At 68.9% G+C, this 26014-nt stretch carries 21 protein-coding genes and 2 pseudogenes; 6 read left to right on the top strand and 17 right to left on the bottom strand.

Annotated features, from left to right (window positions below; translation table 11 throughout):
• Positions 1 to 100: 100 nt before the first annotated feature.
• A complete protein-coding gene (locus EV648_RS07035; RefSeq protein ID WP_158293923.1) occupies positions 101 to 1066 on the bottom strand; it encodes a YbhN family protein in 966 nt (321 codons plus the stop codon).
• A 289-nt stretch (positions 1067 to 1355) separates the two neighbouring features.
• Here EV648_RS07035 and EV648_RS07030 point away from each other — a divergent pair, with 289 nt between their 5' ends.
• Complete coding sequence (locus EV648_RS07030) at positions 1356 to 2369, top strand: zinc-dependent alcohol dehydrogenase family protein (RefSeq protein ID WP_241994943.1); 1014 nt, start codon at positions 1356 to 1358, stop codon at positions 2367 to 2369.
• Here the strand turns inward: EV648_RS07030 and EV648_RS07025 are convergent.
• From EV648_RS07025 to EV648_RS06980, 10 genes are all read right to left on the bottom strand, one after another.
• The gene (locus EV648_RS07025) at positions 2362 to 2958 is read right to left on the bottom strand and encodes a CBS domain-containing protein (protein WP_132286392.1); all 597 of its coding nucleotides are present in this window, start codon (positions 2956 to 2958) and stop codon (positions 2362 to 2364) included. The genes EV648_RS07030 and EV648_RS07025 overlap by 8 nt on opposite strands.
• An 85-nt stretch (positions 2959 to 3043) precedes the next feature.
• Positions 3044 to 3469, bottom strand: coding sequence for a hypothetical protein (locus EV648_RS07020; RefSeq protein ID WP_132286389.1), 426 nt, complete (start codon positions 3467 to 3469; stop codon positions 3044 to 3046).
• A 5-nt stretch (positions 3470 to 3474) separates the two neighbouring features.
• On the bottom strand, positions 3475 to 4299 hold the full coding sequence (locus EV648_RS07015; protein WP_132286386.1) for a universal stress protein: 825 nt from the start codon (positions 4297 to 4299) through the stop codon (positions 3475 to 3477).
• Between the two features lie 91 nt (positions 4300 to 4390).
• Positions 4391 to 5263, bottom strand: coding sequence for a universal stress protein (locus EV648_RS07010; protein WP_132286383.1), 873 nt, complete (start codon positions 5261 to 5263; stop codon positions 4391 to 4393).
• The gene (locus EV648_RS07005; RefSeq protein WP_132286380.1) at positions 5260 to 7647 is read right to left on the bottom strand and encodes a phosphoketolase; all 2388 of its coding nucleotides are present in this window, start codon (positions 7645 to 7647) and stop codon (positions 5260 to 5262) included. The genes EV648_RS07010 and EV648_RS07005 overlap by 4 nt, the downstream gene beginning before the upstream one ends.
• 143 nt (positions 7648 to 7790) lie before the next feature.
• On the bottom strand, positions 7791 to 8444 hold the full coding sequence (locus tag EV648_RS07000; protein ID WP_132286377.1) for a response regulator transcription factor: 654 nt from the start codon (positions 8442 to 8444) through the stop codon (positions 7791 to 7793).
• A gap of 268 nt (positions 8445 to 8712) precedes the next feature.
• On the bottom strand, positions 8713 to 11418 hold the full coding sequence (gene ppdK / locus EV648_RS06995; protein ID WP_132286773.1) for a pyruvate, phosphate dikinase: 2706 nt from the start codon (positions 11416 to 11418) through the stop codon (positions 8713 to 8715).
• 74 nt (positions 11419 to 11492) lie between these two features.
• Positions 11493 to 12017: a DUF1579 family protein gene (locus EV648_RS06990; RefSeq protein WP_158293922.1), complete on the bottom strand. Its 525-nt coding sequence runs from the start codon at positions 12015 to 12017 to the stop codon at positions 11493 to 11495.
• 15 nt (positions 12018 to 12032) lie between these two features.
• Positions 12033 to 12830 (bottom strand): ABC transporter permease, encoded by a 798-nt coding sequence (locus EV648_RS06985; RefSeq protein ID WP_132286371.1) that lies wholly within the window; start codon positions 12828 to 12830, stop codon positions 12033 to 12035.
• A 5-nt stretch (positions 12831 to 12835) separates the two neighbouring features.
• Positions 12836 to 13729 (bottom strand): ABC transporter ATP-binding protein, encoded by an 894-nt coding sequence (locus EV648_RS06980; protein WP_132286368.1) that lies wholly within the window; start codon positions 13727 to 13729, stop codon positions 12836 to 12838.
• A gap of 178 nt (positions 13730 to 13907) precedes the next feature.
• On the opposite strand from EV648_RS06980, the gene EV648_RS06975 reads away from it, so the two are divergent.
• Positions 13908 to 16649 carry a bifunctional GNAT family N-acetyltransferase/acetate--CoA ligase family protein gene (locus tag EV648_RS06975; RefSeq protein ID WP_132286365.1) on the top strand — a complete coding sequence of 914 codons (2742 nt, stop codon included), beginning with the start codon at positions 13908 to 13910 and terminating at the stop codon, positions 16647 to 16649.
• A 149-nt stretch (positions 16650 to 16798) separates the two neighbouring features.
• Here EV648_RS06975 and EV648_RS45080 read toward each other — a convergent pair.
• Both EV648_RS45080 and EV648_RS06965 read right to left on the bottom strand, forming a co-directional pair.
• Positions 16799 to 16951, bottom strand: a pseudogene (locus EV648_RS45080) (cation-transporting P-type ATPase); the annotation flags it as partial.
• Between the two features lie 14 nt (positions 16952 to 16965).
• Positions 16966 to 17838 (bottom strand): universal stress protein, encoded by an 873-nt coding sequence (locus EV648_RS06965; protein WP_132286359.1) that lies wholly within the window; start codon positions 17836 to 17838, stop codon positions 16966 to 16968.
• A 192-nt stretch (positions 17839 to 18030) separates the two neighbouring features.
• Here EV648_RS06965 and EV648_RS06960 point away from each other — a divergent pair, with 192 nt between their 5' ends.
• Positions 18031 to 19092 carry a zinc-dependent alcohol dehydrogenase family protein gene (locus EV648_RS06960; RefSeq protein WP_132286356.1) on the top strand — a complete coding sequence of 354 codons (1062 nt, stop codon included), beginning with the start codon at positions 18031 to 18033 and terminating at the stop codon, positions 19090 to 19092.
• Positions 19093 to 19096: 4 nt separating this feature from the next.
• Positions 19097 to 20059, top strand: coding sequence for a nitroreductase (locus tag EV648_RS06955; protein WP_132286352.1), 963 nt, complete (start codon positions 19097 to 19099; stop codon positions 20057 to 20059).
• Here EV648_RS06955 and EV648_RS06950 read toward each other — a convergent pair.
• A complete protein-coding gene (locus tag EV648_RS06950) occupies positions 20037 to 20519 on the bottom strand; it encodes a GyrI-like domain-containing protein (protein WP_132286349.1) in 483 nt (160 codons plus the stop codon). The genes EV648_RS06955 and EV648_RS06950 overlap by 23 nt on opposite strands.
• Positions 20520 to 20713: 194 nt before the next feature.
• Here EV648_RS06950 and EV648_RS06945 point away from each other — a divergent pair.
• Together EV648_RS06945 and EV648_RS43040 are read left to right on the top strand one after the other, a co-directional pair.
• Positions 20714 to 20959, top strand: a pseudogene (locus tag EV648_RS06945) (ATP-binding cassette domain-containing protein); the annotation flags it as partial.
• Positions 20960 to 21038: 79 nt separating this feature from the next.
• A complete protein-coding gene (locus EV648_RS43040; protein ID WP_199234477.1) occupies positions 21039 to 21176 on the top strand; it encodes a hypothetical protein in 138 nt (45 codons plus the stop codon).
• A 22-nt stretch (positions 21177 to 21198) separates the two neighbouring features.
• On the opposite strand, the gene EV648_RS06940 is transcribed toward EV648_RS43040, so the two are convergent.
• The 3 genes from EV648_RS06940 to EV648_RS06930 form a co-directional block, all read right to left on the bottom strand.
• Complete coding sequence (locus tag EV648_RS06940; RefSeq protein WP_132286346.1) at positions 21199 to 22074, bottom strand: universal stress protein; 876 nt, start codon at positions 22072 to 22074, stop codon at positions 21199 to 21201.
• A gap of 97 nt (positions 22075 to 22171) precedes the next feature.
• Positions 22172 to 24568 (bottom strand): glycoside hydrolase family 65 protein, encoded by a 2397-nt coding sequence (locus EV648_RS06935; RefSeq protein ID WP_132286343.1) that lies wholly within the window; start codon positions 24566 to 24568, stop codon positions 22172 to 22174.
• Positions 24565 to 25935, bottom strand: a complete 1371-nt coding sequence (locus tag EV648_RS06930) for an HAD family hydrolase (protein WP_132286340.1) — start codon at positions 25933 to 25935, stop codon at positions 24565 to 24567. The genes EV648_RS06935 and EV648_RS06930 overlap by 4 nt, the downstream gene beginning before the upstream one ends.
• Positions 25936 to 26014 lie beyond the last annotated feature (79 nt).

Genomic DNA, 26014 nt, shown 5'->3' with positions numbered 1-26014 from the left:
TGCGCTCGATCCGAACCTCGGCTGGATCCTGCTCGGGTTGACGGTCTGGCTCGCGGTGATCGCTGAAGCGGTCGCCGTGACGGTCCGCGCCCGAAGTTGGTCACCTGGGAGGCTGGGTCCGGCCGGGGACTCTGTTCCGCCAGCCCGGGGTTCGTAGCGACAGGTAACAGAGACCGGCGACGGGGATCGGCGCCCAGAACTGGATCAGCCGCCAGGACACGACGCCCAGTACGGCGACACCGGCCGGGACTCCGAAGCCGAGCAGCCACGGGATCAGGACGCCTTCGATGATGCCGAGCCCGCCCGGAGTGATCGGCAGGACGGCCAGCAGGCTGGCGATGCAGTAGGCGAGCAAGAGGGCGATCGGATCCATCACGTGTCCGTAGGCGGCCAGGAAGACCCACAGAGCGGCCGCGTCGAGTAGCCAGCTGGCTGTCGGCCAGAGGGCGAACGCTGATCGCACGTCCCGGTCTGTCAGCAGGTCCCTCAATTGGTCGGCGGTCGCCTGCACATGGGGTTGAAGCCTGCGGGGCAGCCGGTGCAGCACGAATCGCAGGAGGCGCTTGGCCGGTCGGGCCAGTCGGGACCGTTCCCGGATCGCGACCACCGCACAGAGTGCTATCAGGGCACCGACCAGCAGGACGATCAGGTAGAGGGCGGTCGGCCCGAAGAGCAACACCGCCGGGATCAGGGTCACCCAGAGCAAGACTGCGAGTGACAGCGAGGCGCCGACACCCTCGGCGGCGATCGCGGCGGTCACGTCGTCGACGCTTGCCCCGCCTGAGACCAGCAGCCGGAACCGCAGCGCCGTCGCGGTGGCGCCTCCGCCCGGTACGACATGGCTCACACCGAAGCCGGTCAGGTCCGAGCGGAGGATCCAGCCGAAGCGCAGCGGGCTGCTGCGCAGGACGCTGCGGGTGAACAGCGAGTAGCAGACCAGACTCGCCGCCTCCAGAAGGATGCCCAGGGCAACCCACGAGGGCCTGACCTCACCGAGCAGGTGCAGCGACTGTCGCGCGCCCGCGAGCGTCGGAAGGACGAAGTAGTCCACCACCGCGATCAGCACCAGTAGTCCCGCCGCGCTCCGCAGATAGGCAAGAGCGGTCGGGCCTCTGCGCGCCGGCCGTGCTGGGCGCGGAGGAGGTAGGGCCGCCCGCTCAGCCGCCCGTGGTGACCGGCGAGCCATTGGTGCCCCATACGATCATCACGGCTCCTTTCACGGCGATCCGGCGAACCGGTCCAGTTCAAGGCTGCTCGGTCTGAGCGGTCTCCGGCAGGGGCCCGGGTCCCGGATCGGCCGCCGAAAGGCCCACCGGCCTCTGCCGTCCACGCGGCTGTTCTGAGATGGTCGACAGGTGAGCGAACAGATGGAGGTGTGGGCCGTTGGCCGACCTGGTCCGATCGACGAGGGACCGCTGCGCCTGATCGAGCGGGCGGTGCCGGCGGCCGGGCCGGGGGAGGTGCTGGTCCGGGTGCTGGCTTGCGGGATCTGCCGGACGGACCTGCACCTGTGCGAAGGGGACCTGGTCCCACGCGGGCCTGACGTCGTACCGGGCCATCAGGTGGTCGGCGACGTCGTGGCCCGTGGTTCCGCCGCGGAGAGGTTCGAGATCGGCGACCGGATCGGGATCGCCTGGCTGCGGAGTACCTGTGGTTCGTGCGAGTTCTGCCGGCGAGGGGCGGAGAACCTCTGCCCGCGCTCGACGTACACCGGCTGGGATGCCGACGGCGGCTTCGCCCCTTACACGACCGTCCCGCAGGACTTTGCCTACCGGCTCGACGCGGACCGCCCGCCCGAGGAGCTGGCGCCGTTCCTCTGCGCCGGAATCATCGGCTATCGAGCACTGGTGCGGGCCGCCCTGCCGCCTGGTGGCAGGTTGGGTCTGTACGGGTTCGGCTCGAGTGCTCACCTGACCGCCCAGCTGGCGGCCGCCCAAGGCGCGGAGATCTGCGTTCTGACCAGGGGAGAGGCCAACCAACGGCTGGCCCGCGAGTTCGGTGTCGCGTTCGTCGGCGCAGCCCAGGACGTCCCGCCGCTGCCACTCGACTCCGCGATCGTGTTCGCGCCGGCCGGGGAACTGGTGCCGCTGGCGTTGCAGGCGCTGAAGCCTGGCGGCACGGTGGCGGTCGCGGGGATCCATCTCAGCGACGTGCCGGTGCTGAACTACGATCGGGACCTGTTCCGCGAGCGCGACCTGCGGAGCGTGACCGCCAACACCAGACTCGACGGCGAAGAGCTGTTCCGGCTGGTGGCGCGGCTGCCCGTCGCCGCGCACACCACCGTCGTACCGTTCGAACGCATTGATCGGGCGTTGTCAGACCTGGCTCACAGCCGAGGATCGGGATCTCTGGTGGCCGCGGTCAGCTGATTCGCTGGCTGATCCGGATCGCGACGACGCCGCGGACGGTGCCGGCCAGGACTTCGGCGAGCCTGCGCTCGTGCGGGTCGGACGGGCCGGTGACCGTCACGATGCCGTCGTGGACCTCGACCTGCCAGTCCTGGTTCTCGGCGAGCAGCAGGTCGGCGACGTCGTCCCGGATCCGCTGGTCGCGGCCGGCCAGCAGGTGGATGATGTCGCTGCGGCTGAGCATGCCGACCACCTTGCGGTGCTGGACCACCGGCAGGCTCTTCATCATGGTGGTCCGCATCAGGTCGATGGCGACCTCGAGGTCGTCCTCGGGATCGACGCTGACGACGAGATGTGTCATCACCTCGGCGACCCGCCGGGCCGGTGACGAGCCGGTGGTCCGCACGGCGGCGATCGGCACCCGGTCCTCGATCAGCTCGGCGTCGCCGACGAGGTCCGCCTCGCTGACGAGGCCGACGAGGAATCCCTTGCGGTCCACCACCGGCATTGCGGTGATCTTCTCGGCGTCCAGTAGTTGCAGTGCCGCCGCGATCGACGTCTCGTCGTTCACGGTGACCGCTGGTGCCGTCATCAGCTCCCGGATCAACATCTTCCTCACCTCGTCCTGCTCGATGGTCCTTGTGCTCCAACGATGCGCCCGGCAACAGCCACCCGGCAGAGTCCAAAGACCCGGGTCACCCGGGCCGCGCGCTCCGTTCGGTGCGGAAGGTGTGGACGGCGGCCGGTACCGCGAACGCGAGGGCGGGGACGCACCACAGCCAGAAGCCCCAGCCGAACGGCATCAGCGCGAGGTGGAACGCGATCACGGCGAGATAGCCGAGCCGTCGGGCGAAGATCAGCAACGCGGCGATCAGGAGTTCGCCGGCGCCGAGGAGCAGCGCCCACAGCCGGGGGTCGGCCATGAAGATGTTCTGCCAGCCGTCGTAGACCCACTCGAACAGGGCGCCATCGGCGAACGGCCGGTAGCTGTCCTGGTTCCACAGGGCAAAGCTGATGTGCACGAAGGCGCCGAGGCCGAACATGGCGACGAAGCCGAGGTGGATGGCCCGCCAGACCAAGGCGGACTCGGGTTGCACCTTCTGGCCTGAGGTGGTCGTCATCGAGATCATCCTCCGATCGCGGCCGCCGGGATCACGGCGACGGGGCAGACGGCGTGGTGCAGAACCGTCTGGCTGACCGAGCCGAGCAACATGCCGGCGAATCCACCCCGGCCTCTCGAGCCGAGCACGATCAGCCGGGCGTCGGCGGAGAGCCGGAGCAACTGCTCGGCGGGATGTCCGTCGACGCGGATGATCTCGGCATCCAGTCCTCCCGGTCGTCCTCGGACGTCGGCGTCCAGGTCTTCCCGGGTGACACGATGCTGCTCGCTGTGGACGGGTTGCGCTGCCACGACCCGTACTCGCAGGCCGTGCCGGCTCGCGTAGTCCAGGCCGAAATCGAGGGCGACCGAGCTCGGCGACGATCCGTCGTACCCGATCAGGACACGGTCGCCGGTGTAGGTCGGTTGATCGGGGCGAACGACGATGACCGGGCAGTGCGCGTTGGCAGCGAGGTCCAGACCGGTCGAGCCGACCAGCGCTCCCAGGGCGATGCCCAGACCCCGGCTGCCGATCACCACGACGTCCGCGTGCTGCGAGGCCCTGATCAGAACAGGCGACGGGAAGCCGTCCTCGCGCGTTCCGACGACCTCGATCCCGGGTTCGACCTTCCGTGCGAGCTCGACCGACTCCCGGACGATCTTGTCCGCCGCTGCCCGTAGTCCGGGCGCCACGTCGCTCGGACCCAGCGGTACAGGGAACTCGGGCCAGATGAATGCATGCACCAGCCGTAGTCCGGTACCGCGGGACGCGGCCTCCGCTGCCGCCCATCTGATCGCGGTCTCGGCAGCCGGCGATCCGTCGATGCCTGCCACTACTCGCGACTCTGTCATCGCCTTCTCCTCCTTGTCACTTTCACGATCCACCGCCGCCCGACCCGCGCTGCAGAGGCGAAGGTCCCGATCGCTCCGGCAGTTCGGCCAGTCAGCGAACGACCGCCACCGGGCAGGGCGCGTGGTGCACCAGCGACCGGCTGGTTGAGCCCAGGAGCAACCCGCGGAAGGCGCCCCGGCCCCTGGAACCGACGACCAGCAGTTCGGCCGAGCGCCCGGCGTCGATCAGTACGTCGTCGGCGTGGCCGCGGACGAGTTCCTGCTTCACGGATACGTCGGGGTACCTCTCCGCGTGACCCGCGACCGATTCCGCCAGCACGGCGGCCGCCTCTTGCTCCAAGGCGTCCGGGTCGTAGACCGATGGAAGCATGTCGCCCGGACCGGTGCGGACCGGGTCATGCCAGGCCAGCACCGCGGTGAGCGTCGTACTGCGTGCCTGGGCCTGCCCGAAGGCGAAATCGACGGCTGCTGCGGAGATCTCCGAACCATCGACCCCGACGACGATCCCGCCGGCATGGTCGGAATCCCACCGGGGCGGGATGACGACGACCGGGCAGTGGGCGTGGGTGACCACGTGCGCCGATACCGAGCCCGCCGTCAGATCCCGTAACTCGCCCAGGCCTCGGGACCCGAGCACGACCAGCGCGGCTTCGGTTGCCTCCTGCAACAAGATCGCCGCGGTGCCGCCGAACTCCACCGCCACGTCGATGTCCAGGCCGGGGTGTGCTGAACGGATCCGTCGGCCCGTCTGGTCGAGCAGTTGCTCGGCGGCGAGCCGCAGTTGTTCGTTCTGTAGCGTGACCGGGGGCCTCATCGGGCTGCTCACGACCGGCAGTGCGAGCACGTGGACCAGACGCATCCTCGCGCGCGTGCGTTCCGCCTCGTCGGCCGCCCAGTGCGCAGCCGTCTCGCTGGTGGGGGAGCCGTCGTACCCAACGACGATCGTGGGCTTCGGGGTGGTCATGACACGGCGCCGTCCTGGAGCGGCCACTGCCAGTTGCGGATCTCGGGCAGGTCGTCGCCGTGCTCGAGGATGTAGGCGTGGTGCCTGGTTCGCTGGTCGGTCAGCCACTGCCGGACCTGTACTGCGCGCTGCCCCAGCCCGGGCACCCGGTCGATCACGTCGATGGCGAGGTGGAACCGGTCGAGGTCGTTGCGGACCACCATGTCGAAGGGCGTGGTGGTCGTGCCCTCCTCCTTGTAGCCGCGGACGTGCAGGTTGTCGTGGTTGTTGCGTCGGTAGGTCAGGCGGTGGATCAGCCACGGGTAGCCGTGGTAGGCGAAGATGATCGGCTTGTCGGTGGTGAAGAGGGCGTCGAACTCCGCGTCAGGCAGGCCGTGCGGGTGTTCCGCGGCCGGTTGCAGCCGCATGAGGTCGACCACGTTCACGACCCGGATCTTCAACGAGGGCAGGTGTTCCCGGAGCAGGCTGACAGCGGCGAGCGTCTCGAGCGTGGGGACGTCACCGGCGCACGCCATCACGACGTCGGGGTCGCCGTCGTCGTTGCTGGCCCAGTTCCAGACACCGAGCCCGCGCGCGCAGTGCAGCTCGGCGGACTCCAGGTCCAGCCAGTCCTCCTGCGGGCTCTTTCCGGCGACGATGACGTTGATGTAGTCGTGGCTGGCCAGGCAGTGCGCGGCGGTCGAGAGCAGGGTGTTGGTGTCCGGCGGCAGGTAGACGCGGATCACCTCTGCCTTCTTGTTCACCACATGGTCGATGAAGCCGGGATCCTGGTGGGAGAAGCCGTTGTGGTCCTGTCGCCACACGTGCGAGGTGAGCAGATAGTTGAGCGACGGGATCGGCCGGCGCCAGGACAGCTTGCGGGTCACCTTCAGCCATTTGGCGTGCTGGTTGACCATCGAGTCGACCAGGTGCACGAAGGCCTCGTAGCAGGAGAACCAGCCGTGCCGTCCGGTGAGCAGGTAGCCCTCGAGCCAGCCCTGGCAGGTGTGTTCGCTGAGGATCTCCATCACCCGGCCGTCCACCGCGAGGTGCTCGTCGGTAGGCAACACCTCCGCGTTCCAGGCCTTGTTCGTCACGTCGTACAGCGCGTCGAGCCGGTTTGAGGCCGTCTCGTCAGGTCCGAAGACGCGGAAGTTCCGCTGGGACTCGTTGGCGCGCATCACGTCGCGCAGATAGGTGCCGAGCACTCGGGTGGGCTCGTGCGGGCCGCTGCCGGGATGCGGTACGTCGACTGCGTACTCGGTGAGCCTCGGTAGTTCGAGGTCACGCGAGAGCAGGCCACCGTTCGCGTGCAGGTTGGAGCCCATCCGATGCTGACCTTCGGGAACCTGGTCAAGCAGTTGGGGAGTCGGCCGACCGGCTTCGTCGAAGAGTTCTTCCGGCCGGTAGCCGCGAAGCCAGTCCTCCAGCATCGCAAGGTGTTCTGGGGAGGTACGAACACCTGACAGCGGCACCTGGTGCGCACGCCACGTGCCCTCGACCTGAACTCCGTCGACCGTCCGCGGACCAGTCCAGCCCTTCGGCGTGCGCAGTACGATCATCGGCCAGGTCGGTCGGGGAGCATCCGGTTCGGCGTTGGCCTCGGCCTGGATCTCGGCGATCTCGTCGAGCACCTGGTCGAGCGTCGCCGCGAGAGCCTGGTGGACGAGTTCGGGATCGGAGCCGTCAACCAGGTACGGCCGGTAGCCGTAGCCCTCGAGGAGGCTGGTGAGCTCGGCGTCGCCGATCCGGGCGAGGATCGTCGGGTTGGCGATCTTGTAGCCGTTGAGGTGCAGGATCGGCAGCACGGCGCCGTCGGTCCGCGGGTCGATGAACTTGTTCGAATGCCAGGACGCCGCCAGCGGACCGGTCTCGGCTTCACCGTCACCGACCACGCACGCGACCACCAGATCCGGGTTGTCCAGGACGGCGCCGTACGCGTGGCTGAGGGAGTAGCCGAGTTCACCGCCCTCGTGGATGGAGCCGGGCAGCTCGGGAGCCACGTGACTCGGGATACCGCCGGGGAAGGAGAACTGGCGGAACAGGTGGTTCATCCCGTGCTCGTCCCGCGGTACGTCGGGGTAGGTGTCGCTGTAGCTGCCTTCGAGCCAGGTGTTCGCGGCGATCGCCGGACCACCGTGCCCGGGCCCGATCACGTACATCATGTTCAGGTCGCGTTGCTTGATCGCCCGGTTGAGGTGCGCGTAGAGCATGTTGAGGCCGGGGGTGGTGCCCCAGTGGCCCAGCAGTCTGGGCTTGATGTGCTCCGGCCGTAGCGGTTCGGTCAGCAGTGCGTTGCTCAGTAGGTAGATCTGTCCGACGGACAAGTAGTTCGCCGCACGCCAATAGGCGTCGAGATCCAGGACCTCGTCGGCCGTCAGCGGCTTGTCGGTGATCTGATGCATATTCGCTCCTCGGGATCGCCACGTGTTGTTCAACCCTGCCGGTCACGACAGCGGCGTTACCAGGGCCGAAGGTCCGTTCGGCCGGGCCGTAGGTCCGTTCTCACAGTGGATGCCATCGCCAAGAAGCTCCGCCGCATCCGGGGTCAACGCGGGTGAATGGTCCTGGTCCGCTCGATGGCGTAGACCGCGGCCTCGGTGCGCCGTTCCAGGTTCAGCTTGCGCAGGAGTCCCGACACGTAGTTCTTGACGGTTTTCTCGGCCAGGAACATGACCTGGGCGATCTGCCGGTTGGTCTTGCCCTCGGCGATCAGGTCGAGAATCCTGCGCTCCTGCTCGGTGAGCGACTTGTAGAGCGGGTCCTCGTCCTCGACCGGATTCCGCAGTCGTTCCAGCACGGCCATCGTCAGCGCCGGATCGAGCAGCGACTCACCGGTCGCCAGGCGTCGTACCGCGCCGACCAGGTCGGTTCCGCTGACCTGCTTGAGCAGGTAGCCGGCCGCTCCGGCCATGATCGCGGTGAACAACGCCTCGTCGTCGGAGAATGACGTGAGCATCAGGCAGGCCGGCGGGTTGTCCATGGCAGACCGGATGTCCCGGCAGACGGTGACGCCGTCGCCGTCCGGGAGCCTGACGTCCAGGACTGCCACGTCGGGTTGCAGAGCGGGGATCTGCACGGTCGCACCGGCGGCGGTCCCGGTATCACCGATGACCTCGATGTCGGGTTCACTCTCGAGCAGTTGGCGCAGTCCGAGCCGGACCACCTCGTGGTCGTCGAGCAGGAACACCTTGATCGTCATCCCGATTCCTCCGCATCCGTTCCACCCACGCCTCCCGGCGTGCGCCACCAAAGCCACCCGCATCGTCCGGGCGGTTCAAGCATCGCCAGCCGGCGACGACCAGCACAGTGGGCATGAGTCCCGCGGTTGAGGGACCTTCGGCAGTGTGGGGTCGGGACCCTGACCCCAGCCATCCACCCGACTTGCTGATCTGGATGGCGCAGACGGTGTCACATCGAGGCGCAGTCGCCTACTGGTGGTGACTGCGCCTCCTGGCTTGATGGCTGCCTCAGCGGGTGTCACTTGTGGTGGTGCCTGCCGAGGTGGCTGCGCGGCCGGCTTCCAGTCGTGCGACGGGGATCCGGAACGGTGAGCAGGACACGTAGTCCAGGCCGGCTGCCGCGAAGAAGTCGATGGAGTCCGGGTCGCCGCCGTGCTCGCCGCAAACCCCGATCAGCAGGTCCGGATTGGCATTCCGGCCCTCTTCCACAGCGAGCTGGACCAGTCGGCCGACGCCCGTGCGGTCCAGCGACTCGAACGGCGAGACAGCGAACACATCCGCGTCGAGGTAGCGGGGGAAGAAGGATGCCTCGACGTCGTCGCGACTGAAGGCCCAGGTCAGCTGGGTGAGGTCGTTCGTGCCGAAGGAGAAGAAGTCGGCGCAGCGGGCGATCGGACCTGCCTGGAGAGCTGCGCGGGGCACCTCGATCATGGTCCCGATGCGCGCTGGGACGGCGCCGCCGGTCTCCTCGGCAACCTTGGCCAGCACGCTCTCGATCTCATGCCGTACCAGGCGCATCTCCTGCTCACTTGCCACCAGCGGCACCATGATCTCGGGCCGGACCGTCCCGCCTTCCGCTGTCACGATCGCGGCCGCCTCCGCGATCGCGCGCGTCTGCATGGCGAAGAGTCCAGGAATGGCGATGCCGAGCCGAACTCCGCGCAGGCCGAGCATCGGGTTGCTCTCGTGCGTCCGGCGTACTGCGGCCAGCAGTCGTTCCGCCTCCTCATCGGGTCGGCCCGCTGCCCGGTCGAGGGCGACCTGGACGGACAACTCGGTGAAGTCGGGGAGGAACTCATGCAGTGGCGGGTCGATCAGCCGGACGGTCACCGGCAGGCCGTCCATCGCCTGGAAGATCCCGACGAAGTCAGCGCGCTGCAGCGGCAGCAGCTCGTCGAAAGCCGCCTCCTGCTCCGTCGGGCCCTCGGCCAGGATGAGCCGTTCGACCAGCCGCCGGCGATCGCCGAGGAACATGTGCTCGGTACGGCACAAACCGATGCCCTCGGCACCGAACCGACGTGCGCGTTGCGCATCCCCCGGAGTGTCCGCGTTGGCGTGCACACCGAGCGTACGGCGAACGTCCGCGTGCCGGAGCACACGGTCGACGGCGCGAACCAGGTCGTCCGCGTCGGCCAGAGCGACGCGGCCCTCGAAGTACTCGACCACCGGCGATGCGACGACGGGGACGTCGCCGCGGTACACGAAGCCCGTCAGCCCGTCCAGCGACAGCACGTCGCCTTCCTCGATGACCACATCGCCCGGTGCCACCGCGCGGCGTGCGACGGGATCGACGACCAGGCTGTCGACGCCGCAGACGCAGGTCTTACCCATGCCGCGGGCAACGACGGCGGCATGGGAGGTCTTCCCGCCGCGAGTGGTCAGGATCCCGGTGGACGCGACCATGCCCGGCAGATCGTCGGGGCTGGTCTCGCGCCGGACCAGGATCACATTTCGCCCCGAGCTCGCCAGCCGCTGAGCCGCCACCGAGTCGAAGGCCGCAACCCCCACCGCCGCGCCGGGCGAGGCGCCGACACCGCGTGCGATGACCGGGACGTCGTGCCGGCTGTCGAAGCGCGGGAACATCAGCCGACCGAGCTGGTCGCCGGTGACACGCATGAGTGCGTCGTCGAGCGTGATGACGCCTTCGTCGACGAGCTGGACGGCGATGCGGAACGCGGCCGCGGCGGTGCGCTTTCCCACCCGCGTCTGCAGGATCCACAGCCGGCCGTGCTCGATGGTGAACTCGATGTCGCACAGGTCGCGGTAGTGCTGCTCGAGCGTCGCCATGGCCGTCAGCAGTTGCGCGTAGCTGCGCGGGTCGATCGACTCCAGCTCGGCGAGGGGGACGGTGTTGCGGACGCCGGCCACGACATCCTCGCCCTGGGCATCCTGGAGGTAGTCGCCGTAGACGCCAGGCTCTCCCGAGCCCGGATCGCGGGTGAAGGCCACGCCAGTGCCGCTGTCCAGGCCGCGGTTGCCGAAGACCATGCCCATCACGTTGACTGCAGTGCCGAGATCATCGGGGATGTGCTCCTGCCGCCGGTAGAGCGTGGCCCGCGGCGTTGCCCACGAGCGGAAGACCGCGCGTACGGCGAGGTCCAGCTGCTCCAGCGGATCCTGTGGGAACGGGCGGCCGGAGTACTCGGCGATGACCTCCTGCAGCGCGCCGCAGGCTCGTTCGATGGCAGCGGCCGGCAGTTGCTCGGGCGTGCTGACGCCCCACTCGGCGTAGCCGGGTGAGAGGGCGGCTTGCAGCAGCTCGTCGGGTACTTCGAGCACGGTGCGGGCGTACATCTGCAGCAGCCGTCGATACGAGTCCCAAGCGAAGTGGTCGTCGCCGGAGCGTTTCGCCAGGCCCTGGACAGACTGGTCGTTCAGCCCGATGTCGAGGATCGTCTCCATCATCCCGGGCATCGAGAACTTCCCGCCGGATCGTACGGATACCAGCAGCGGGTCATCGGGATCACCCAGCTTCCGGCCGATCACTTGTTCCAGCCTGTTCAGGTGTTCGCCGATCTCCTGGCTCAGCCCAGTGGGTGCGTCTCCGGTGCTCAGGTAGGTCCGGCACGCCGTGGTCGCGATGGTGAAGCCAGGTGGGACCGGTAGCCCGAGCCGGGTCATCTCGGCAAGGTTGGCGCCCTTGCCTCCCAGCAGGTCCTTCAGGTCCTTGTTGCCCTCGGCAAAGTCGAAGACGTAGCGGTCGGTCTGCGGCATCGTGGTCATATGAGTTCCCTCCAGCTCCAGCCTGGTCGTGAACAGCCCGCGGGAGCAGGGCCGAAAGTCCTCGATCAGCCGGAGCCCTGGTCGATTGGCCGGCAGACGTAGCGTTCGATGAGTTCGAAGGGACCTTGGTGCACGGAGACCTCGTTGCGCCAGATGATGCGGTCGGGTTGTTCCACGTGCCAGAAGAGGCGGATGCGGACCGGCGCGTGGTCGTCGATGGTCTGGAAGGTCAGCAGATCTCCGTCGATCCAGCCACGGAGCACGTCGGTGTGCCCGTAGCAGTCGGCGATGGTGGCCCGGTACTCCTGGGCGGCCGGATCCCAGCCCGCCACCCAGTGCAACTGCCAGCGCAGCACGAAGGTGCCGTTCGGCAGGTACTGGTCCTGCTCGTAGTCGCCCATGATCCAGCGGCCGTCCTGGATGGATCGGTGATGTCCGTGACCCGTTGCTGTCATCCGGGGACTGCCCGGGCCCATGCCGCCGGCTCTGATCACGCCGTCCCAGCGCACGTCGCGGTGGAAGCGGGCAAGGGCGTCCATCTCGGCACCCGGGGTGATGGGCTTCGGTACGGTGTCGGTGAGCGTGCTCATGATTCCCATCCAGAACTAGTTGTGGGCAGCGATGTCGCGGCCGTCGAGGGCCGGCATGGCGATCAGGACCAGCGCCGCGGCGCCGCCGACCAGCCAGAGGTAGGCCGCGGGCAGCCCGGCTCCGAGTGGTCCGCCGGTCAGGGCCTGGTCGAAGGGGGACAGCGGTCGCCACGGCTCGACAGCGTCGACCATGAGCCCGGCCGCATACAGCACGTAGGCGGCTGTGGCCGCCGCCGACGCGACACCGATGGCGGTCGACCTCCGGCCGAAGATCGCGCCGACGGCCAGGGCGAGAGCGCCGTACTCCGCGCCGAGCAGGGTCATGGCCAGTGAGCCGCTGGCCGCCTGGCCGGCACTGATGCCGACGTCGAAGACGAGACTCATGCTGGTGGTGGCGACGAACAAGGCCAGTCCGAGCGTGAACAGGCAGGTGAACAGCGCCAATGCCTTCTGCACCACGATCCTTGCACCGGTGATAGGCATGACCAGGAGCAGGTCGAGGGTCCCGTCCTCCTCCTCGCCCGCAACCGACTTCGCACCGTGCCCGATGCCATAGACCAGGAACAGCGCCGGAAGAAGCAAGGTGAACAGCTCGGCGTTCAGGAACCCCGGTCCGGTCGTCATCGACTGCAGATCGAAGAGCTTGCCGAGTTCCTCGGGGAGCTTGGAGTAGATCTCCTGCAGATCGGTCATCTCGCGCATCGACGGCCAGAGGGCGGACTCGAGGCCGACCAGGATCAGGATGGCCGCGGACCAGCCGGCCAGGCCTCGGCGCTGGTCGTACAGTGTCTTCCAGAACACGTTGCGGAACACCGAACTCAGCTCCTTGCTGTGTAGTAGTCGAGGAAGATCGCTTCCAGGTCGGCGTCGTGGCTGATCACGTTGATGATCTGGTGAGGTGCGGCGATCCGGAGCAGCTCGGCGGTTGAGCCGGCGACCTCCACCTGGACGGTGCCGCTGCCGTCCCAGTTGATCTCCTGGACACCAGCTGCCCGCTTGAGCTGGTCGACCGGCGGTGGGCCGGAGAAGGTCAGCTCCAGCCGGCGCAACGCCTGCTCTCGCAGCGCGTCGACGGACTGGGTGATGACCAGTTCACCGCTGCGGAGGATGGCGACTGTGTCGGCGACAGCCTCGACGTCCGACAGGATGTGCGAGGACAGGAAGACGGTCCGGCCGTCGGCCCGGGTCTCCCGCAGCAGGGCCAGGAACTCGCGCTGCATGATCGGGTCCAGACCTGAGGTCGGTTCGTCGAGGATCAGCAGTTCCGGCCGGTGCATGAACGCCTGGACGATGCCGAGCTTCTGCTTGTTGCCGTGGGACAGCGTCTTGAACCGCTTGCCCAGATCCAGCTCGAACCGCTTCGCCAGCCGTTCGACCTCGGACCAGTCGACGCCACCGCGCAGATGGGCCAGGTACCGCAGGTACTGGGCGCCGGTCAGGTCCGGATAGCCGACGAATTCACCCGGCAGGTAGCCGAGGTGACGCTGAACGTCCTCGCAGCGGTCGACCACGTCGTTGCCCAGCACTGTCGCGGTGCCCGAGGTGGGGGAGATGAGCCCAGCCAGGATCCGGATCGTGGTGGTCTTGCCCGCGCCGTTCGGACCCAGGTACCCGAACACGACGCCGCGGGGAACCTCCAGGTTCAGTTCGCGCAGGGCGCGATGCGATCGGTAGTTCTTCGACAGCCCCTCGGTCCTGATCGCGGCATCCATCACCGGCTCCTCTCGCGGGATCGTCACTGAGCCTCAGCCTGAACGTACGAGCGGGCACCCGCGGCAAACAGGGCCGAAGGTCCGGCGCTGGATGTCCCTCCGGCCCTGCCTGAGGAGGCCTCTCACAGGCTGAACTGGGGGTGGCCGGATAACCCCGAGTCCGAGAGGACGACCGAAGATGACCACGTCCGAGCACACCGAGCACGTTGCCGGTGGTGACCACCAGTTCGCGACCGGCACTACGGCCGCGGTCGCCGGGTGGGACACCCTCGCTGCTGACGGCTCCGTCGTACACATCCGTCCGGTGCGGGCGGATGACGAGCAGGCGCTCGACGAGCTCAACCACCGGGTCTCGGACCGCACGATCTACCTGCGGTTCTTCGCCCTGAGTCGCTATGCGGCCGACCAGCACACGCATCATCTGACGACTGCCGATCCACTGGACGGGCATGTCGCCCTGGTGGCCGAGGTCGACGGTGAGGTCGTCGGTGTGGCCAGCTACGAACCGATGCGCACGGACGAGGCGGAGATGGCCTTCCTGGTCGACGACGCGGTGCACGGACGCGGGATCGGCACGCTGCTGCTGGAGCAGTTGGCCGCCGTCGCCCGTGAACGGGGCATTCGCCATCTGCACGCGGACACACTCGCCGAGAACGGCCCCATGCTGCGGGTCTTCATGGATTCGGGCTTCACCGAGGTTCACCAACTGGGCAGTGGATTGGTCGAGTTGTCGATGGACACCGCCTACGCCGCTCGCACCCTGGACCGGATGGCCGAGCGGGAACGCGCCGCAGAGGAGCGCTCCTTGAAGCCGCTGCTCGCTCCACGCTCCGTGGCGGTGATCGGCGCCGGTCGCGAGGCCGGCGGGATCGGGCACGAGGTTCTGATGAATCTCGTCGATGGCGAGTTCACCGGGCACCTCTTCGCGGTCAATCCGCACGCGGACCGGATCGGTGAGACCCCCGCCTACCCGTCGATCGCGGACGTTCCGGGGCCGGTGGATCTGGCGGTCATCGCCGTTCCGTCCGCGGCCGTACCAGCGGTCGTGGAGGCCTGCGGTCTCGCGGGTGTGGGCGGCGCGGTGATCCTGACGTCGGGGTTCTCCGAACTCGGGGCTGATGGGCGGCAGGCCCAGCGCGACCTGCTGAAGCTTGCCCGGCGCCACAGCTTGAGGCTGATCGGCCCCAACTGTCTGGGCATCGTGAACACGGCACCGGAGATCAGGCTCGACGCCACTTTCGCCAACGTCCGTCCGTTGCCCGGTTCGCTCGCCCTGGCCGCGCAGTCGGGCGCCGTCGGGATCGCGGTGCTCGACCACGCCAGCCGTGCCGGGCTGGGCATCTCCGAGTTCGTCTCCCTGGGCAACAAAGTCGATGTCAGTGGCAACGACCTGCTGCTGCACTGGTGGCACGAACCGCACACCGACGTGATCGGTCTCTACCTGGAGTCGTTCGGCAATCCGCGCAAGTTCGGCCGGCTGGCCCGGCTGGTGGGACGGACCAAGCCAGTGCTGGTGGTGAAGGGTGGCAGGTCGAGCGGTGGCCGCCGGGCGGGTGCCTCGCACACCGCCGCGGCAGCGACTCCCGACACCGCCGTCGACGCGTTGTTCGCGCAGTCGGGGGTGCTGCGGATGGAGACCCTGGAAGAACTGGTCGACGCCGCGCGGGTTCTGTCCGGCCGCCCGCTCCCGCGCGGCGGCCGCCTGGCGATCGTCGGCAACGCGGGCGGCGCAGGAGTGCTGGCCGCAGACGCGGCCAGCGCGCTGGACATCGACGTACCGGAGTTCAGCGCGGTGACGGCGGCGGAGTTGACCGATGACACCGGAGCGGTGGGCGCGGGGAACCCGGTCGACCTCGGCGCCGCGGCGACGCCCGCCATCCTCGAGCACGCCATCCGCGTCATCCTCGAGAGCGGCGAGGCGGACGCCGTGCTGGTGACCTACGCGGCAACCCGCGCCGGTGATGTCGGCGAGACGTACGCCGCGATCGCCAGGGCTGCTGCGGACTCGACCATCCCCGTGGTGGTCACCTGCCTCGGTGCGCCGAACGCCGAGCCGCAGATCGTGCTCGCGGATGGCTCCGCGCTGCCGGTGTTTCCCTTCCCGGAGACAGCTGTCCGGGCGCTGGGCCACGCGATGAGGTACTCCGAGTGGCGCACTCGTCCCCAGGGAATCGTCCCGGCGATCTCCGGAGTCGACTTCGACGGCGCACGGGCGATCGTCCGGCACTTCCTGGCTCGGCAGAGTGACGACGGTTGGCTCGACGCGAAGCACGCCGAGCAACTCATGCAGTGCGCGGGGATAGCAGTGGTGCCGGCCTTGGCCGCTTCTGGTCTCGAAGCGGTACTGGCTGCCGGCGAGCGAGTCGGCTACCCGCTGGTCCTGAAGACCGCCGCACCCGGTGTTGTGCACAAGACGGATGTCGGCGGGGTCCGGATCGGCATCCCCGACGCGGAGGAGCTCGAGCAGGCCTATCGCGAGATCACGCTGGCAGTAGGCGACACCCACATGATCGTGCAGGCCATGGCGGCTCCCGGTGTGGAGCTGGTGGCGGGTCTGGTCCGCGATCCCCTCTTCGGTCCCGTTCTGATGACCGGCAGTGGCGGAGTTCTCACCGATCTGCTCGCCGATCGCCGCTGGCGCGGCCTTCCTCTGACGGACCTGGACGCGGGGGAGATGGTTCGTTCGCTGCGGTGTGCCCCGTTGCTCGCCGGCTATCGCGGAGCCGCCCCGGCCGACGAACCCGCGGTACTGGATGTCCTGCACCGGATCGCCTGGCTGGCCGAATCCGTCCCCGAGATCGCAGAGCTCGACATCAATCCGCTGATCGCCGCGCCGACCGGAGCTTTCGCGGTCGACGTCAAGGTCCACCTCACCCCCGCGACCGCCGAGCCGGACTGGTACTCCCGCCACCTTCGCTGATCCGCAGCACGACCAAGCCGGCGCAAGGCTGCCAGGGCGTGCTCGGCCCGCAGTTCCTGGATCACACCGACGGCGGTGTTCAGCGTGACCACCACGAGGATCACCGTGAGGTCGGTGAAGTCCCGCAGAGTCGCGGTGAGGACGGCTGCGCCGAGGAGCAGCAGGATCATCGGGTCCTTGAGTTGGGCGATGATTCGCACCAACGGGCCGGCCGGCGGAACCTCCGGGATCGCATTCGGTCCGTGCTGCTCGAGCGAGCTGACAGCCTGTGACTCCGACAGTCCGGAGCCGGCCCGCGCCATGGGCGCGGTGACGGTCACACCGTCACCTCGCTGTGCACGATGGCGACCGGGCAGGCAGTGTGGTGAAGCAGGCCGCGGGAGACCGACCCGAGACGCAGCGGAGTGAACTCCGAACGGCCGAGCCCGCCGACGACCACCAGGTCGGCGTACTCGGACTGCTTGGCGAGGACCTGCACCGGGTGGCCCGGGTCGTAGTGGGTCCGGAAGACGACGTCGGGGTGCTTGTCGGGCCAGCCCGCCAGGGCTTCGCCGACCAGCCTTCGAGCGTCGCGGTGCCAGGGGGCGTCGTCCGGGTCGGTCCACAGACCAGGCCGGGGGAACGACTCGGGCACGTCGGGTACGTGGATCAGCAGCAGTTCGGCCCCGCGCTCGGCGGCCGCCTCGAACGCGAAGCCGAGAGCTGCCTGGCCGGAAGGAGATCCGTCCACGCCCACCGCGACGAGTCCGAACTCGTGCTCGCCCGGCTTCCAGGTGTCCGGTACGACGACCAGCGCGGTCTGGGCGCAGGCGGCACAGACCTGCGAGACGGAGCCGACGACCAGTTCGGCGAACCCACCGGCGCCGCGCCGCCCGATCACCAGGAGTGCGGCGTCGGTGGATGCCGCCAGCAGGATCTCGGCGGGATGGCCGAGGCGGAGGTCCAGCGTCGCGTCGGTGAAGCCCAGCCGCTCGAGCTCGTCGGCCGCGTCCTCCAGGGCCTCGGTGCCGTCGTCAGGGCCGGAGGTGGCCGGCAGCGGATGAGTGGGCCGGGTCTCGTCGAGGACATGGATCGCGCGGATCGTCCAGCCGCGGCGTGCGGCGAGATCGACCGCCCAGTCGAGTGCGAGCAGGCCGTCCCGTGATTCGTCGATCCCGACCACGATCGTCGGGCGGTGTTGTGCGCACATGGCAGGAACCTCTCGCTAAGCAGTTCTCTGTCCAGTCCAGTCGCCGGTGCGGACGTGCCGCCAGGGTGCAACGACCCTCGCGGACCCGACGAAGGTCCCGCCCAGGAAGTGCGTTTCTGCCCTGCCCGGCGGCTGCCCGGTGACGGAGGGTCGAGGGGACAGAGAACTTCGAGCCATGGAGGTCGACCGACCATGAAGGCGCTTGTCTACAACGGACCCGGACAGCGGAGCTGGCGAGAGATGCCCGACCCGGTGATCCAGGACCCCGAGGACGCGATCGTGCGCGTCGATGCCGTCACCATCTGCGGCACAGACCTGCACATCCTGAAGGGCGACGTACCGACCGTCGAGCACGGCCGGATTCTCGGCCACGAGGCCGTCGGTACCATCACCGAGGTCGGTGACGGCGTCCGTGGCGTCACGCCCGGTGACCGGGTGCTGATCTCTTGCATCACCTCCTGCGGCCGGTGCGAGTACTGCCGGCAGGGCCGCTACGGTCAATGTCTCGGCGGCGGTGGCTGGATCCTCGGGCACCTGATCGACGGAACCCAGGCCGAGCAGGTCCGGGTGCCGTTCGCCGACCGGTCGGTCTACAAGTTGCCGGACAACGTGAGCAACGAGTCGGCGCTGTTGCTGGCCGACATCCTGCCGACGTCGTACGAGGTCGGCACCCTGGCCGGCCAGGTCTCACCGGGCGACACCGTCGTCATCGTCGGTGCCGGACCGATCGGACTCGCGGCGATCACGACCAGCAAGCTCTTCAGTCCGTCCAGCGTGATCGTGATCGACTCCGCTCCGGCGCGTCAGAAGGCTGCGCTGGATCACGGTGCGGATCTGGTGTTCGGGCCGGATGACGACGTCGTCGCCACGATCAAGGATCTGACCGGTGGTCTCGGCGCTGACGTGGCGATCGAGGCGGTCGGCGTGCCCGCGACCTTCGAGCTGTGCGCCCAGGTGATCCGGCCGTGTGGCCGGGTGGCGAACGTGGGTGTCCATGGTGCGCCGGCAACGCTGCACCTGGAGGAGCTCTGGATCAAGGATGTCACCATCACGACCGGTCTGGTGGACACCTCCACCACGCCCCGGCTGCTGTCGATGCTGGCCGCCGGCCGGCTGGCGATGCCGGGTCTGATCACCCACCGCTACGGCCTCGACGAGATGCAGGACGCGTACGACGTGTTCTCGCGGGCCGGCGAGACCGGCGCGTTGAAGGTGGCTCTGTTCAGCGACGAGTCCAAGGACCTCGAGGCCTGAGGCCATGCTGCCACCGACGCGGCGTGACCGTGACGAGCTGCTCCGGGCAGCCGTCGCGGCGCCCTCGATGCACAACACGCAGCCGTGGAGGTTCCGCTTCGACGGCTGCGTGATCGAGGTCCATCGTGACCGTGCGCGGGAGCTGCCCGCGGAGGATCCGGATCGCCGGATGCTCCACGTGTCCCTGGGTGCGGCCGTCTTCAACCTCCGGGTCGAGGCGGCCCACCTGGCTTACGGCAGCGAGGTGCGGAGCGTCCTCGATCGCGCGCGACCGGATCTGGTCGCGGAGGTCGAGCTCGTCGGGGCAGGGGCGGAGACCGAGGAGCTCTACCGGTTGGCGCCGTACTTGCAGGTGCGGCGGACGAACCGGCAGCCGTATCAGGATCGGCGAGTACCGGACGAGGTGCGGCGACTGCTCGACCTCAGCTCGAGGCTCGAAGGGGCCGAGCTGCAGTGGATCGGCGACCGCGCCCGGCTGAAATGGTTGTACCTGGCCACGAACGACGCGGATCTCGAGGATGATCGGAACGCCGCTCGTTCCGAGGAACGGAGGCTGTGGGTGGGTGGCGACCGGACGGTGGACGGGATCCCGTCGACCGCCCTGGGCCCGCGGGCCACGTCGCCGGACTCGCCGGCCAGGGAGATGGCAGCGACGCCGGCCGACTCGGGCCGGCCGATGGCGACGTTCGAGGAGGAGCCGCAGCTGGCCATCCTGGCGACTCGCCGGGATGGTCCGGCGGAGTGGTTGCGAGCCGGTCAGGCGATGCAGCGAGTGTTGCTGGAGGCAACGGCGAACGGACTGTCCACCTCGCTGCTCAACCAGGCCATCGAGCACGACACCTTGCGCTGGCTCGTCCACGATCCGCTCGGGAGCTGGACGCGCCCCCAATCTGTCATTCGCTTCGGGTACGGCCCGCCGGTCCCACCAACACCGCGGCGCCCGATCAGCGACGTGTTGTTGGGGTAGTCAGCCGATAAGGCTGCACGATCTCGGTGCGCCAGTTGTCGGGGTCCCCGATCGGCGGGTGGTGGTAGACCTCCCAGCCTTCGGTATCAGGAGAGGCGCCGCGCCGGCGGAGCCAGTCGCGGACCAGGTCGTGCGCGGTGCCGATCCGGTCGTACGGGCCGACGTACATCGTTACCGCGACAGGCCCGGCGAGGAGGCTGGAAGCCTGCACGAGGCCATCGGTCAGCACCCGCGTCGGCATCGGGAAACCGGCTTCGACCGCAATCAGGCCGGTGGTCGTCGAGTGGTACCGGGCGAACGGGAAGCCGTTCGGTGCGTTCCCGCGGAGGCGAAGGGCCTCGGCGATCTCGACCAGAGCGACGGGCAGCCAATCGGTCAGCTTCGTGGATTCAAGTACTGCGCGCCGAACGGCGGTGGGTTGTGCAGCGAGAGTCCGGGTCTCAATCAGGGCCGTGTGCATGAGTTCGTCTCCTCTGTCCGACGCTTCCAGCACACAGCCTCGGTCCGTCTCCCAGCAGGGCCAAAGGTCCCGACTCCTGAATCAGCCTGGCGGCCTAGGTCCGAAGGCCTCCACCCGAAGAGTCCTAGAGCCCTGGTTGGCTGCCTAGCCGGACAGTGACGCTGGAACTGTCGGACGAATGTGAGGGGACCGAGATGACACTGGCGAACCAGGCGCGCCCGGTCTTGGTCGCGACCGAGCAGGTGCTGACTGTCACCGGGCTGGAGAAGCGGTTCGGGGATCGGGTGGCAGTGGACGACGTCAGCTTCACGGTGGCGCCGGGCGAGACCTACGGCCTGCTCGGTCCCAACGGGGCGGGGAAGACCACCACGATCAGGCTGGTCTGCGGCCTCCTGCGGGCCGACCACGGCGGCTGCGTGATCGCCGGCCGGCCAGTCGGTCCGTCGGGGGTCGGGGCCGCTCGAGATCGTGCCCGCCGGTGTCCGCGCTCTCGGTCACGTCACGCCGCACGCTTGGGCTGTGGATGCCTGGATCACCGTGCTGTCCAAGGATGGGACCGTCGGCGACATCGCCGTACCGCTTTCCGTGCTCGTGCTCTTCGCGGCCGGGCTGCTGGTGGCTGCGTCCGCTCGGCTGCACCGCCGGCTTGTTGCCTGAGCGGTGCAGCGCAGCGGATCGGTCAGCGGACGATGGCCACCGGGCAGGGGGCGTGGTGCAGGACGTGCTGGCCGGTGGAGCCCAGCAGCAGGCCGGTGAAACCGCCCCGACCGCGTGAGCCCACCACTACCAGGTCCGCGCCTTCGGCGGCCTGCAGGAGCGCGCGGGCGGGGTGGCCCGGGACGAGCCGGACGTCGACCTCGGTGTCGGGATAGTCCGCGAGCGGTCCTGCGAGCGCTTCGGCGACCAGGAGCTCGGCCGCCTTCCGCACTTCGGCCTTGTCGAACACGAGCTCGCCCTTGCCGTGCTCGTAGGTCGAGAACGGGCTGCGCCAGGCGTGCACCACCACCAGGCGGGCGCCGAACGCCTCGGCCTGCTCGAACGCGAAGTCGGTCGCCCGCGCGGACACCTTCGAGCCGTCGACACCGAGGACCACGGTGGGTGTGGTGTGCGCGCTCGGCCGCGGGTCCGCAGGCACGATCACGACCGGGCTGTGCGCGTGGGCGCTGACCTGGACGGCTACCGAACCGAGGACGGCCCCGCTGAACCCGCCGAGGCCGCGGGTGCCCAGCACGACCAGCCGTGCCTGCGCCGTCTCCTCGATCAGGGATGCGGCCGGAGTGCCCTCGAGCAGCAGGGTCTGTACGTCGAGCCGGGGGTACTGCAGCCGGATGCCATCCGCCAACGCTTCGAGTCCGCGCTCACGTACGCTCCTGAGCGCCGCCAGTGGTACGACCTTTCCGGGCGAGGGGCGGCTCACGACCTCCAGCTCGAAGGCCTCGACGATTCGCAGCGGCGCGTGCTCGCGAACGGCTTCGGCCGTGGCCCAGCGCAACGCTGCGGTGCTTCCCTGCGAGCCGTCGTACCCGACGACTACCGGGGCGGTCTGTGACGACATGGTTCCTCCTCGGAGCTGGATGATCTACTCCGACTGTGTCTCCACGCCGCCACGCGGGGCAGGGCTGTTGGTCCCGTCGTCGCGGGCCCTTCGGGCCTCAGCGCGCCGGCCACTCCACGGTCCGGCCGGCGGCCAGAGATTTCGTCGTGCCGTGGCAGCGCACCCTGATCGGATCGGCGCTGCCGGCGTCGGCGGAGACGGCGAGACCGTCGGCCGAGACCCGCACGGTGAGGTGATGCCCGCGGTACCGCAGATTCATCCGCATCCGGCCCAGGCTGACCGGCCACCGTGGCGCGAATCTCAGCTCGTCACCGGACAGGGTGAGGCCGGTGAAGCATCGCTGGACCAGATCGACGCTGCCGGCCATCGCGGCCAGGTGGATCCCCTCCGCGGTCGTCCCGGTCTGAGCTGGATCGCCGGAATCGCTGTGCAGCGCTTGCGCCAGGAACTCCAGTGCCCGGTCGGCGTTGAGCGAGGTGAGACCCCAGGCATGGACGACGGCACTGAGCGAGGAGCCGTGGCAGGTGCGGGGGAGGTAGTACCTCACGGTCCGGCGGATCGTGTCGGCCCTGGTCGGATACCCGAGCGTGGCCAGCAGTTCGTACAGTTCCTGGCGAGGCAGCAGGTACAGCAACATCAGCACGTCGGCCTGCTTCGACACCTGGTAGGCCGTCACCGCAAGTCCCTCGGCCTCGAGGATCCGGTCCAGCCGCCGGAGATCGCCGTACTTGCGGCGGTAGCGGTCCCAGTCGAGTTCGTCGAGGTCGGCGTAGCCCTCGAACTGGCTGATCACGCCGTCGTGGAACGGTACGTACATCCGCCGGGTGAGCTCCTCCCACCGGCTCAGTTCCTGCGGCCGCAGCCCGATCGACTCGGTGAGCTCCGTCCGCCGCCGGCCGGGCAGTCGCTCGAGCACCTCGGCCGCACGGCGGAACAGCCACACCGCCATGACGTTGGTGTAGGCATTGTTGTCGATGCCCGCGTCGGGCCGCTCGGGATACCCGGTGTGGAATTCGTCGGGCCCGACGACTCCCTTGATCACATAGCGGTCCCGAGCCTGGTCGTAACTCGCGAGACCGGCGAAGAACCTGGCCACCTCGAGGATGACCTCGGCGCCGTGCTCGGCGAGGAACTCCTCGTCGCCGGTCGCCTCGACGTACTGCCACATGGTGTAGGCGACGGCCAGGCCCACATGGCGCTGCAGGTAGGTGGCGTCACGAGTCCAGCGTCCTGACAGCGGGTTCTGGTGCAGGGTCTGGCTCTCCTCGCGGCCGTCGCTGCCGGACTGCCACGGATACATGGCGCCGGGGAGGCCGGCCGCTGCGGCCGCCCGGCGCGCGGCCGGGAGGCGGCGGTGCCGATAACGCAGCAGTGCCCGGGTCAAGGCCGGCATCCGCAAGGTCAGAACGGGAAAGACGAACAGCTCGTCCCAGAAGACGTGGCCCCGATAAGCCTCTCCGTGCAGACCGCGGGCCGGTACGCCGGCGTCGGTGTCCGCGCTGTGCGGCGACACGGACTGCAGCAGATGGAACAGGTTCAGCCGCACTGCCGCCGGCGTGCCGTCGGCAGGTTCCTCCAGGTCGAGCGCGAATTTCCGCCACAGGTGGGACCAGGCGAGGACATGCGGCTCGAGAAGTCGGTCGAACGCGGGTAGGTCGGGCAGGGCGGCAAGGCATGCCTGAAGCGGTTCCGAGATCGCCACATCCCTCGACGTGTGGATGACCGCGACTTTGTCAGCACTGACGACGTCACCGGGTTGTACCGCGACAGCGACCTCGTGGTACGCCGTCGTGGCGTCGACCGAGTTCGTCCACCCGCCCTCACAAGGTGTTCCGTTGTGGAAGACGGCAGTGCGATTGGCGACCGCGATGCGCACGGACGATTGACTCGTCCTGGCGACCACAAGTGCGGTCGCTCCGTCTTGCGCGGCAGGCTCGATCTCCACGAGATGCCGGCCGGACAGCTTCTGGTACCGGTCGACGCCGCCGTTGGTGACCGAGCCGTCCACGCCGGTCCGGATCCGTAGTACTCCGGACCAGTTCTCGGCGGTGACGGCGAGGCTCTGAGCTGCCAGGTGGGCATCGGCCATGCTCACCAATCGTCGTTCGACCCCGGCAACGATGTTGCCCTGGGCAACGCGAAGGCGGAAACGCCGGGTCAGCACGCCGCGGCGCAGGTCGAGCTCCAGCTGGTGGTCGAGCACCTGCGAGTTGTCCGGGGTGAGCCACTCGCCGTCGTCGATCGCGACCTCGAGCGGCAGCCAGTCGGGGACGTTGACGAGACTCTCGTTCTCGACCGTGCGGCCGTCGATCCCGTCGCAGAGCCGGTTGTACAGGCCGGCGACATAGCTGCCCGGGTAGTGATGGTCACTGGCCCGGGAACCGGCCCAGGCGCCGCGGGTGGCGAAGTACCCGTTGCCGACCGTGCACAGAGCCTCGCGTCGGCGCTCGTCGGCCGGGTCGTAGTCGTCGAAGCGCAGCATCCACTCGTTCATCGGGCCGGCTCGCGGTCAGGGGTGACAGCGATCTCGGCGAGGTCTCGGACGACCAGGTCCGCTCCGTGCCCAGCGAGCCCGGCGGCTTGGCCCGAACGGTCCACCCCGATCACGAGGCCGAAACCACCGTTCCGGCCCGCCTCGACGCCGGCCGGCCCGATCTCCACCACGACCGTCCGCAACGGGGTGACCCCGAGGCGGTGTGCAGCGACCAGGGGCACCGCGGGATCCGGTTTCTCCGGGAGGCCCAGCTCCTCGGCGACGCGGCCGTCCACACGGATGTCGAAGAGATCCTGCAGGCCCGCGGCGATCAGAACCTCGGCAGCTGTGCTGCTCGCTGAGGTCACCGCGTACGTCAGGCCCGCGGCGGTGAGCCGATCGATCAGGGCGAGGGTTTCTGGGAAGGTATGCCTGCCGTCGTCGGTGACGACCGCGTCCAGGTCGAACACCACGGCGTCGTACCGGCCGGCATCGATCGTCGGACTTTCTCCGGATCCGGCGTCTGAGGGCCGGGCGTCGGATGTGCGAGCTATCGCGATCGCGGCGCCGACCAGGGCGGCGCCCCCGATCAGCAACGCGATCGGTGCGGCCGGCCGACCGGGGAACCACTGGGTGACCGCGATGGGCAGGATCTGCAGAGCACCGGCAATGCCGATCAGGATCAGCAGCAGGTCCCAGATCTGGACCGCGTAGATGAGCAAGCCGGCGATGGTGGCCAGGCCCAGCAGGATGCCGATGTCCTGCGGCAGCGTCAGGCCGATGCCCACGAGGAGACCGATGGATGCTGCCACCTGCGTCGGTCGGCGGGAGGGCACGATCTCGCTGTGCCCCAGCAGGAGCCACTCCAGCGCTGCGAACCAGACCGCCAGGCCGGGCCAGTACGGCTGTTCGAGGTGGGCACCGATCGCTCCCGCGCTGACCAGCGTCGCCGTGAGGAAGGCTAGTTGCAGTGCCGCAGCGCGCCCACTCCAGAGCCACAGCGCCGCGGAGTACAAGGCGGTGCCGACGCCGATGAGCAGGGTGGTGTCGATGGCGCGCCAGCCGAGTACCTCACCGCCGAGGAGTCCGAAGAACAGGCTTGCCGCGGCGGTCGAGAGCAGCCAGATCACTGTCCTCATCCGACGGCCCGCGGGCTTGTCGGTGGGTACTGCGAGCGCGGCGCAGAGCAGTACGGCGGCGGCCACGCCGGCGATGCCGAGCCGAGTGGTCTCGTGCAGGTCGGGCCAGTACCGCGCGGCGATCAGGCCCGCGCCGACCAGGACCACGACGCCGCCCAGGTACGCCAGCGTCTCGGTCACCAGGGCGGTTCGCCGGGCAGTCGGTGAAGGTCTCAGCGTCACCGGTCCAGGGGTCGGAGAGTTCTTCATGGTTCGACTCTGGTGGCCGTCGCGGATCCGCTCCAGGGCCCAAGGTCACCTCGCGCAGGGCCTGGATGCTCTCGGTCCA

The organism is Kribbella sp. VKM Ac-2568 (assembly GCF_004345365.1).
Taxonomy (GTDB): domain Bacteria; phylum Actinomycetota; class Actinomycetes; order Propionibacteriales; family Kribbellaceae; genus Kribbella; species Kribbella orskensis.
Note: the sequence above shows the minus strand (reverse complement) of the source record. Positions and strands in the feature narration are given on the sequence as shown.

Coding starts and splice junctions, on each gene's coding strand:
- EV648_RS07025 (WP_132286392.1), bottom strand. CDS start 2,958: ATGTTGATCCGGGAGCTGATGACGGCACCAGCGGTCACCGTGAACGAC.
- EV648_RS07020 (WP_132286389.1), bottom strand. CDS start 3,469: ATGACGACCACCTCAGGCCAGAAGGTGCAACCCGAGTCCGCCTTGGTC.
- EV648_RS07015 (WP_132286386.1), bottom strand. CDS start 4,299: ATGACAGAGTCGCGAGTAGTGGCAGGCATCGACGGATCGCCGGCTGCC.
- EV648_RS07010 (WP_132286383.1), bottom strand. CDS start 5,263: ATGACCACCCCGAAGCCCACGATCGTCGTTGGGTACGACGGCTCCCCC.
- EV648_RS07005 (WP_132286380.1), bottom strand. CDS start 7,647: ATGCATCAGATCACCGACAAGCCGCTGACGGCCGACGAGGTCCTGGAT.
- EV648_RS07000 (WP_132286377.1), bottom strand. CDS start 8,444: ATGACGATCAAGGTGTTCCTGCTCGACGACCACGAGGTGGTCCGGCTC.
- ppdK (WP_132286773.1), bottom strand. CDS start 11,418: ATGCCGCAGACCGACCGCTACGTCTTCGACTTTGCCGAGGGCAACAAG.
- EV648_RS06990 (WP_158293922.1), bottom strand. CDS start 12,017: ATGAGCACGCTCACCGACACCGTACCGAAGCCCATCACCCCGGGTGCC.
- EV648_RS06980 (WP_132286368.1), bottom strand. CDS start 13,729: ATGGATGCCGCGATCAGGACCGAGGGGCTGTCGAAGAACTACCGATCG.
- EV648_RS06975 (WP_132286365.1), top strand. CDS start 13,908: ATGACCACGTCCGAGCACACCGAGCACGTTGCCGGTGGTGACCACCAG.
- EV648_RS06965 (WP_132286359.1), bottom strand. CDS start 17,838: ATGTGCGCACAACACCGCCCGACGATCGTGGTCGGGATCGACGAATCA.
- EV648_RS06960 (WP_132286356.1), top strand. CDS start 18,031: ATGAAGGCGCTTGTCTACAACGGACCCGGACAGCGGAGCTGGCGAGAG.
- EV648_RS06955 (WP_132286352.1), top strand. CDS start 19,097: ATGCTGCCACCGACGCGGCGTGACCGTGACGAGCTGCTCCGGGCAGCC.
- EV648_RS06950 (WP_132286349.1), bottom strand. CDS start 20,519: ATGCACACGGCCCTGATTGAGACCCGGACTCTCGCTGCACAACCCACC.
- EV648_RS06940 (WP_132286346.1), bottom strand. CDS start 22,074: ATGTCGTCACAGACCGCCCCGGTAGTCGTCGGGTACGACGGCTCGCAG.
- EV648_RS06935 (WP_132286343.1), bottom strand. CDS start 24,568: ATGAACGAGTGGATGCTGCGCTTCGACGACTACGACCCGGCCGACGAG.
- EV648_RS06930 (WP_132286340.1), bottom strand. CDS start 25,935: ATGAAGAACTCTCCGACCCCTGGACCGGTGACGCTGAGACCTTCACCG.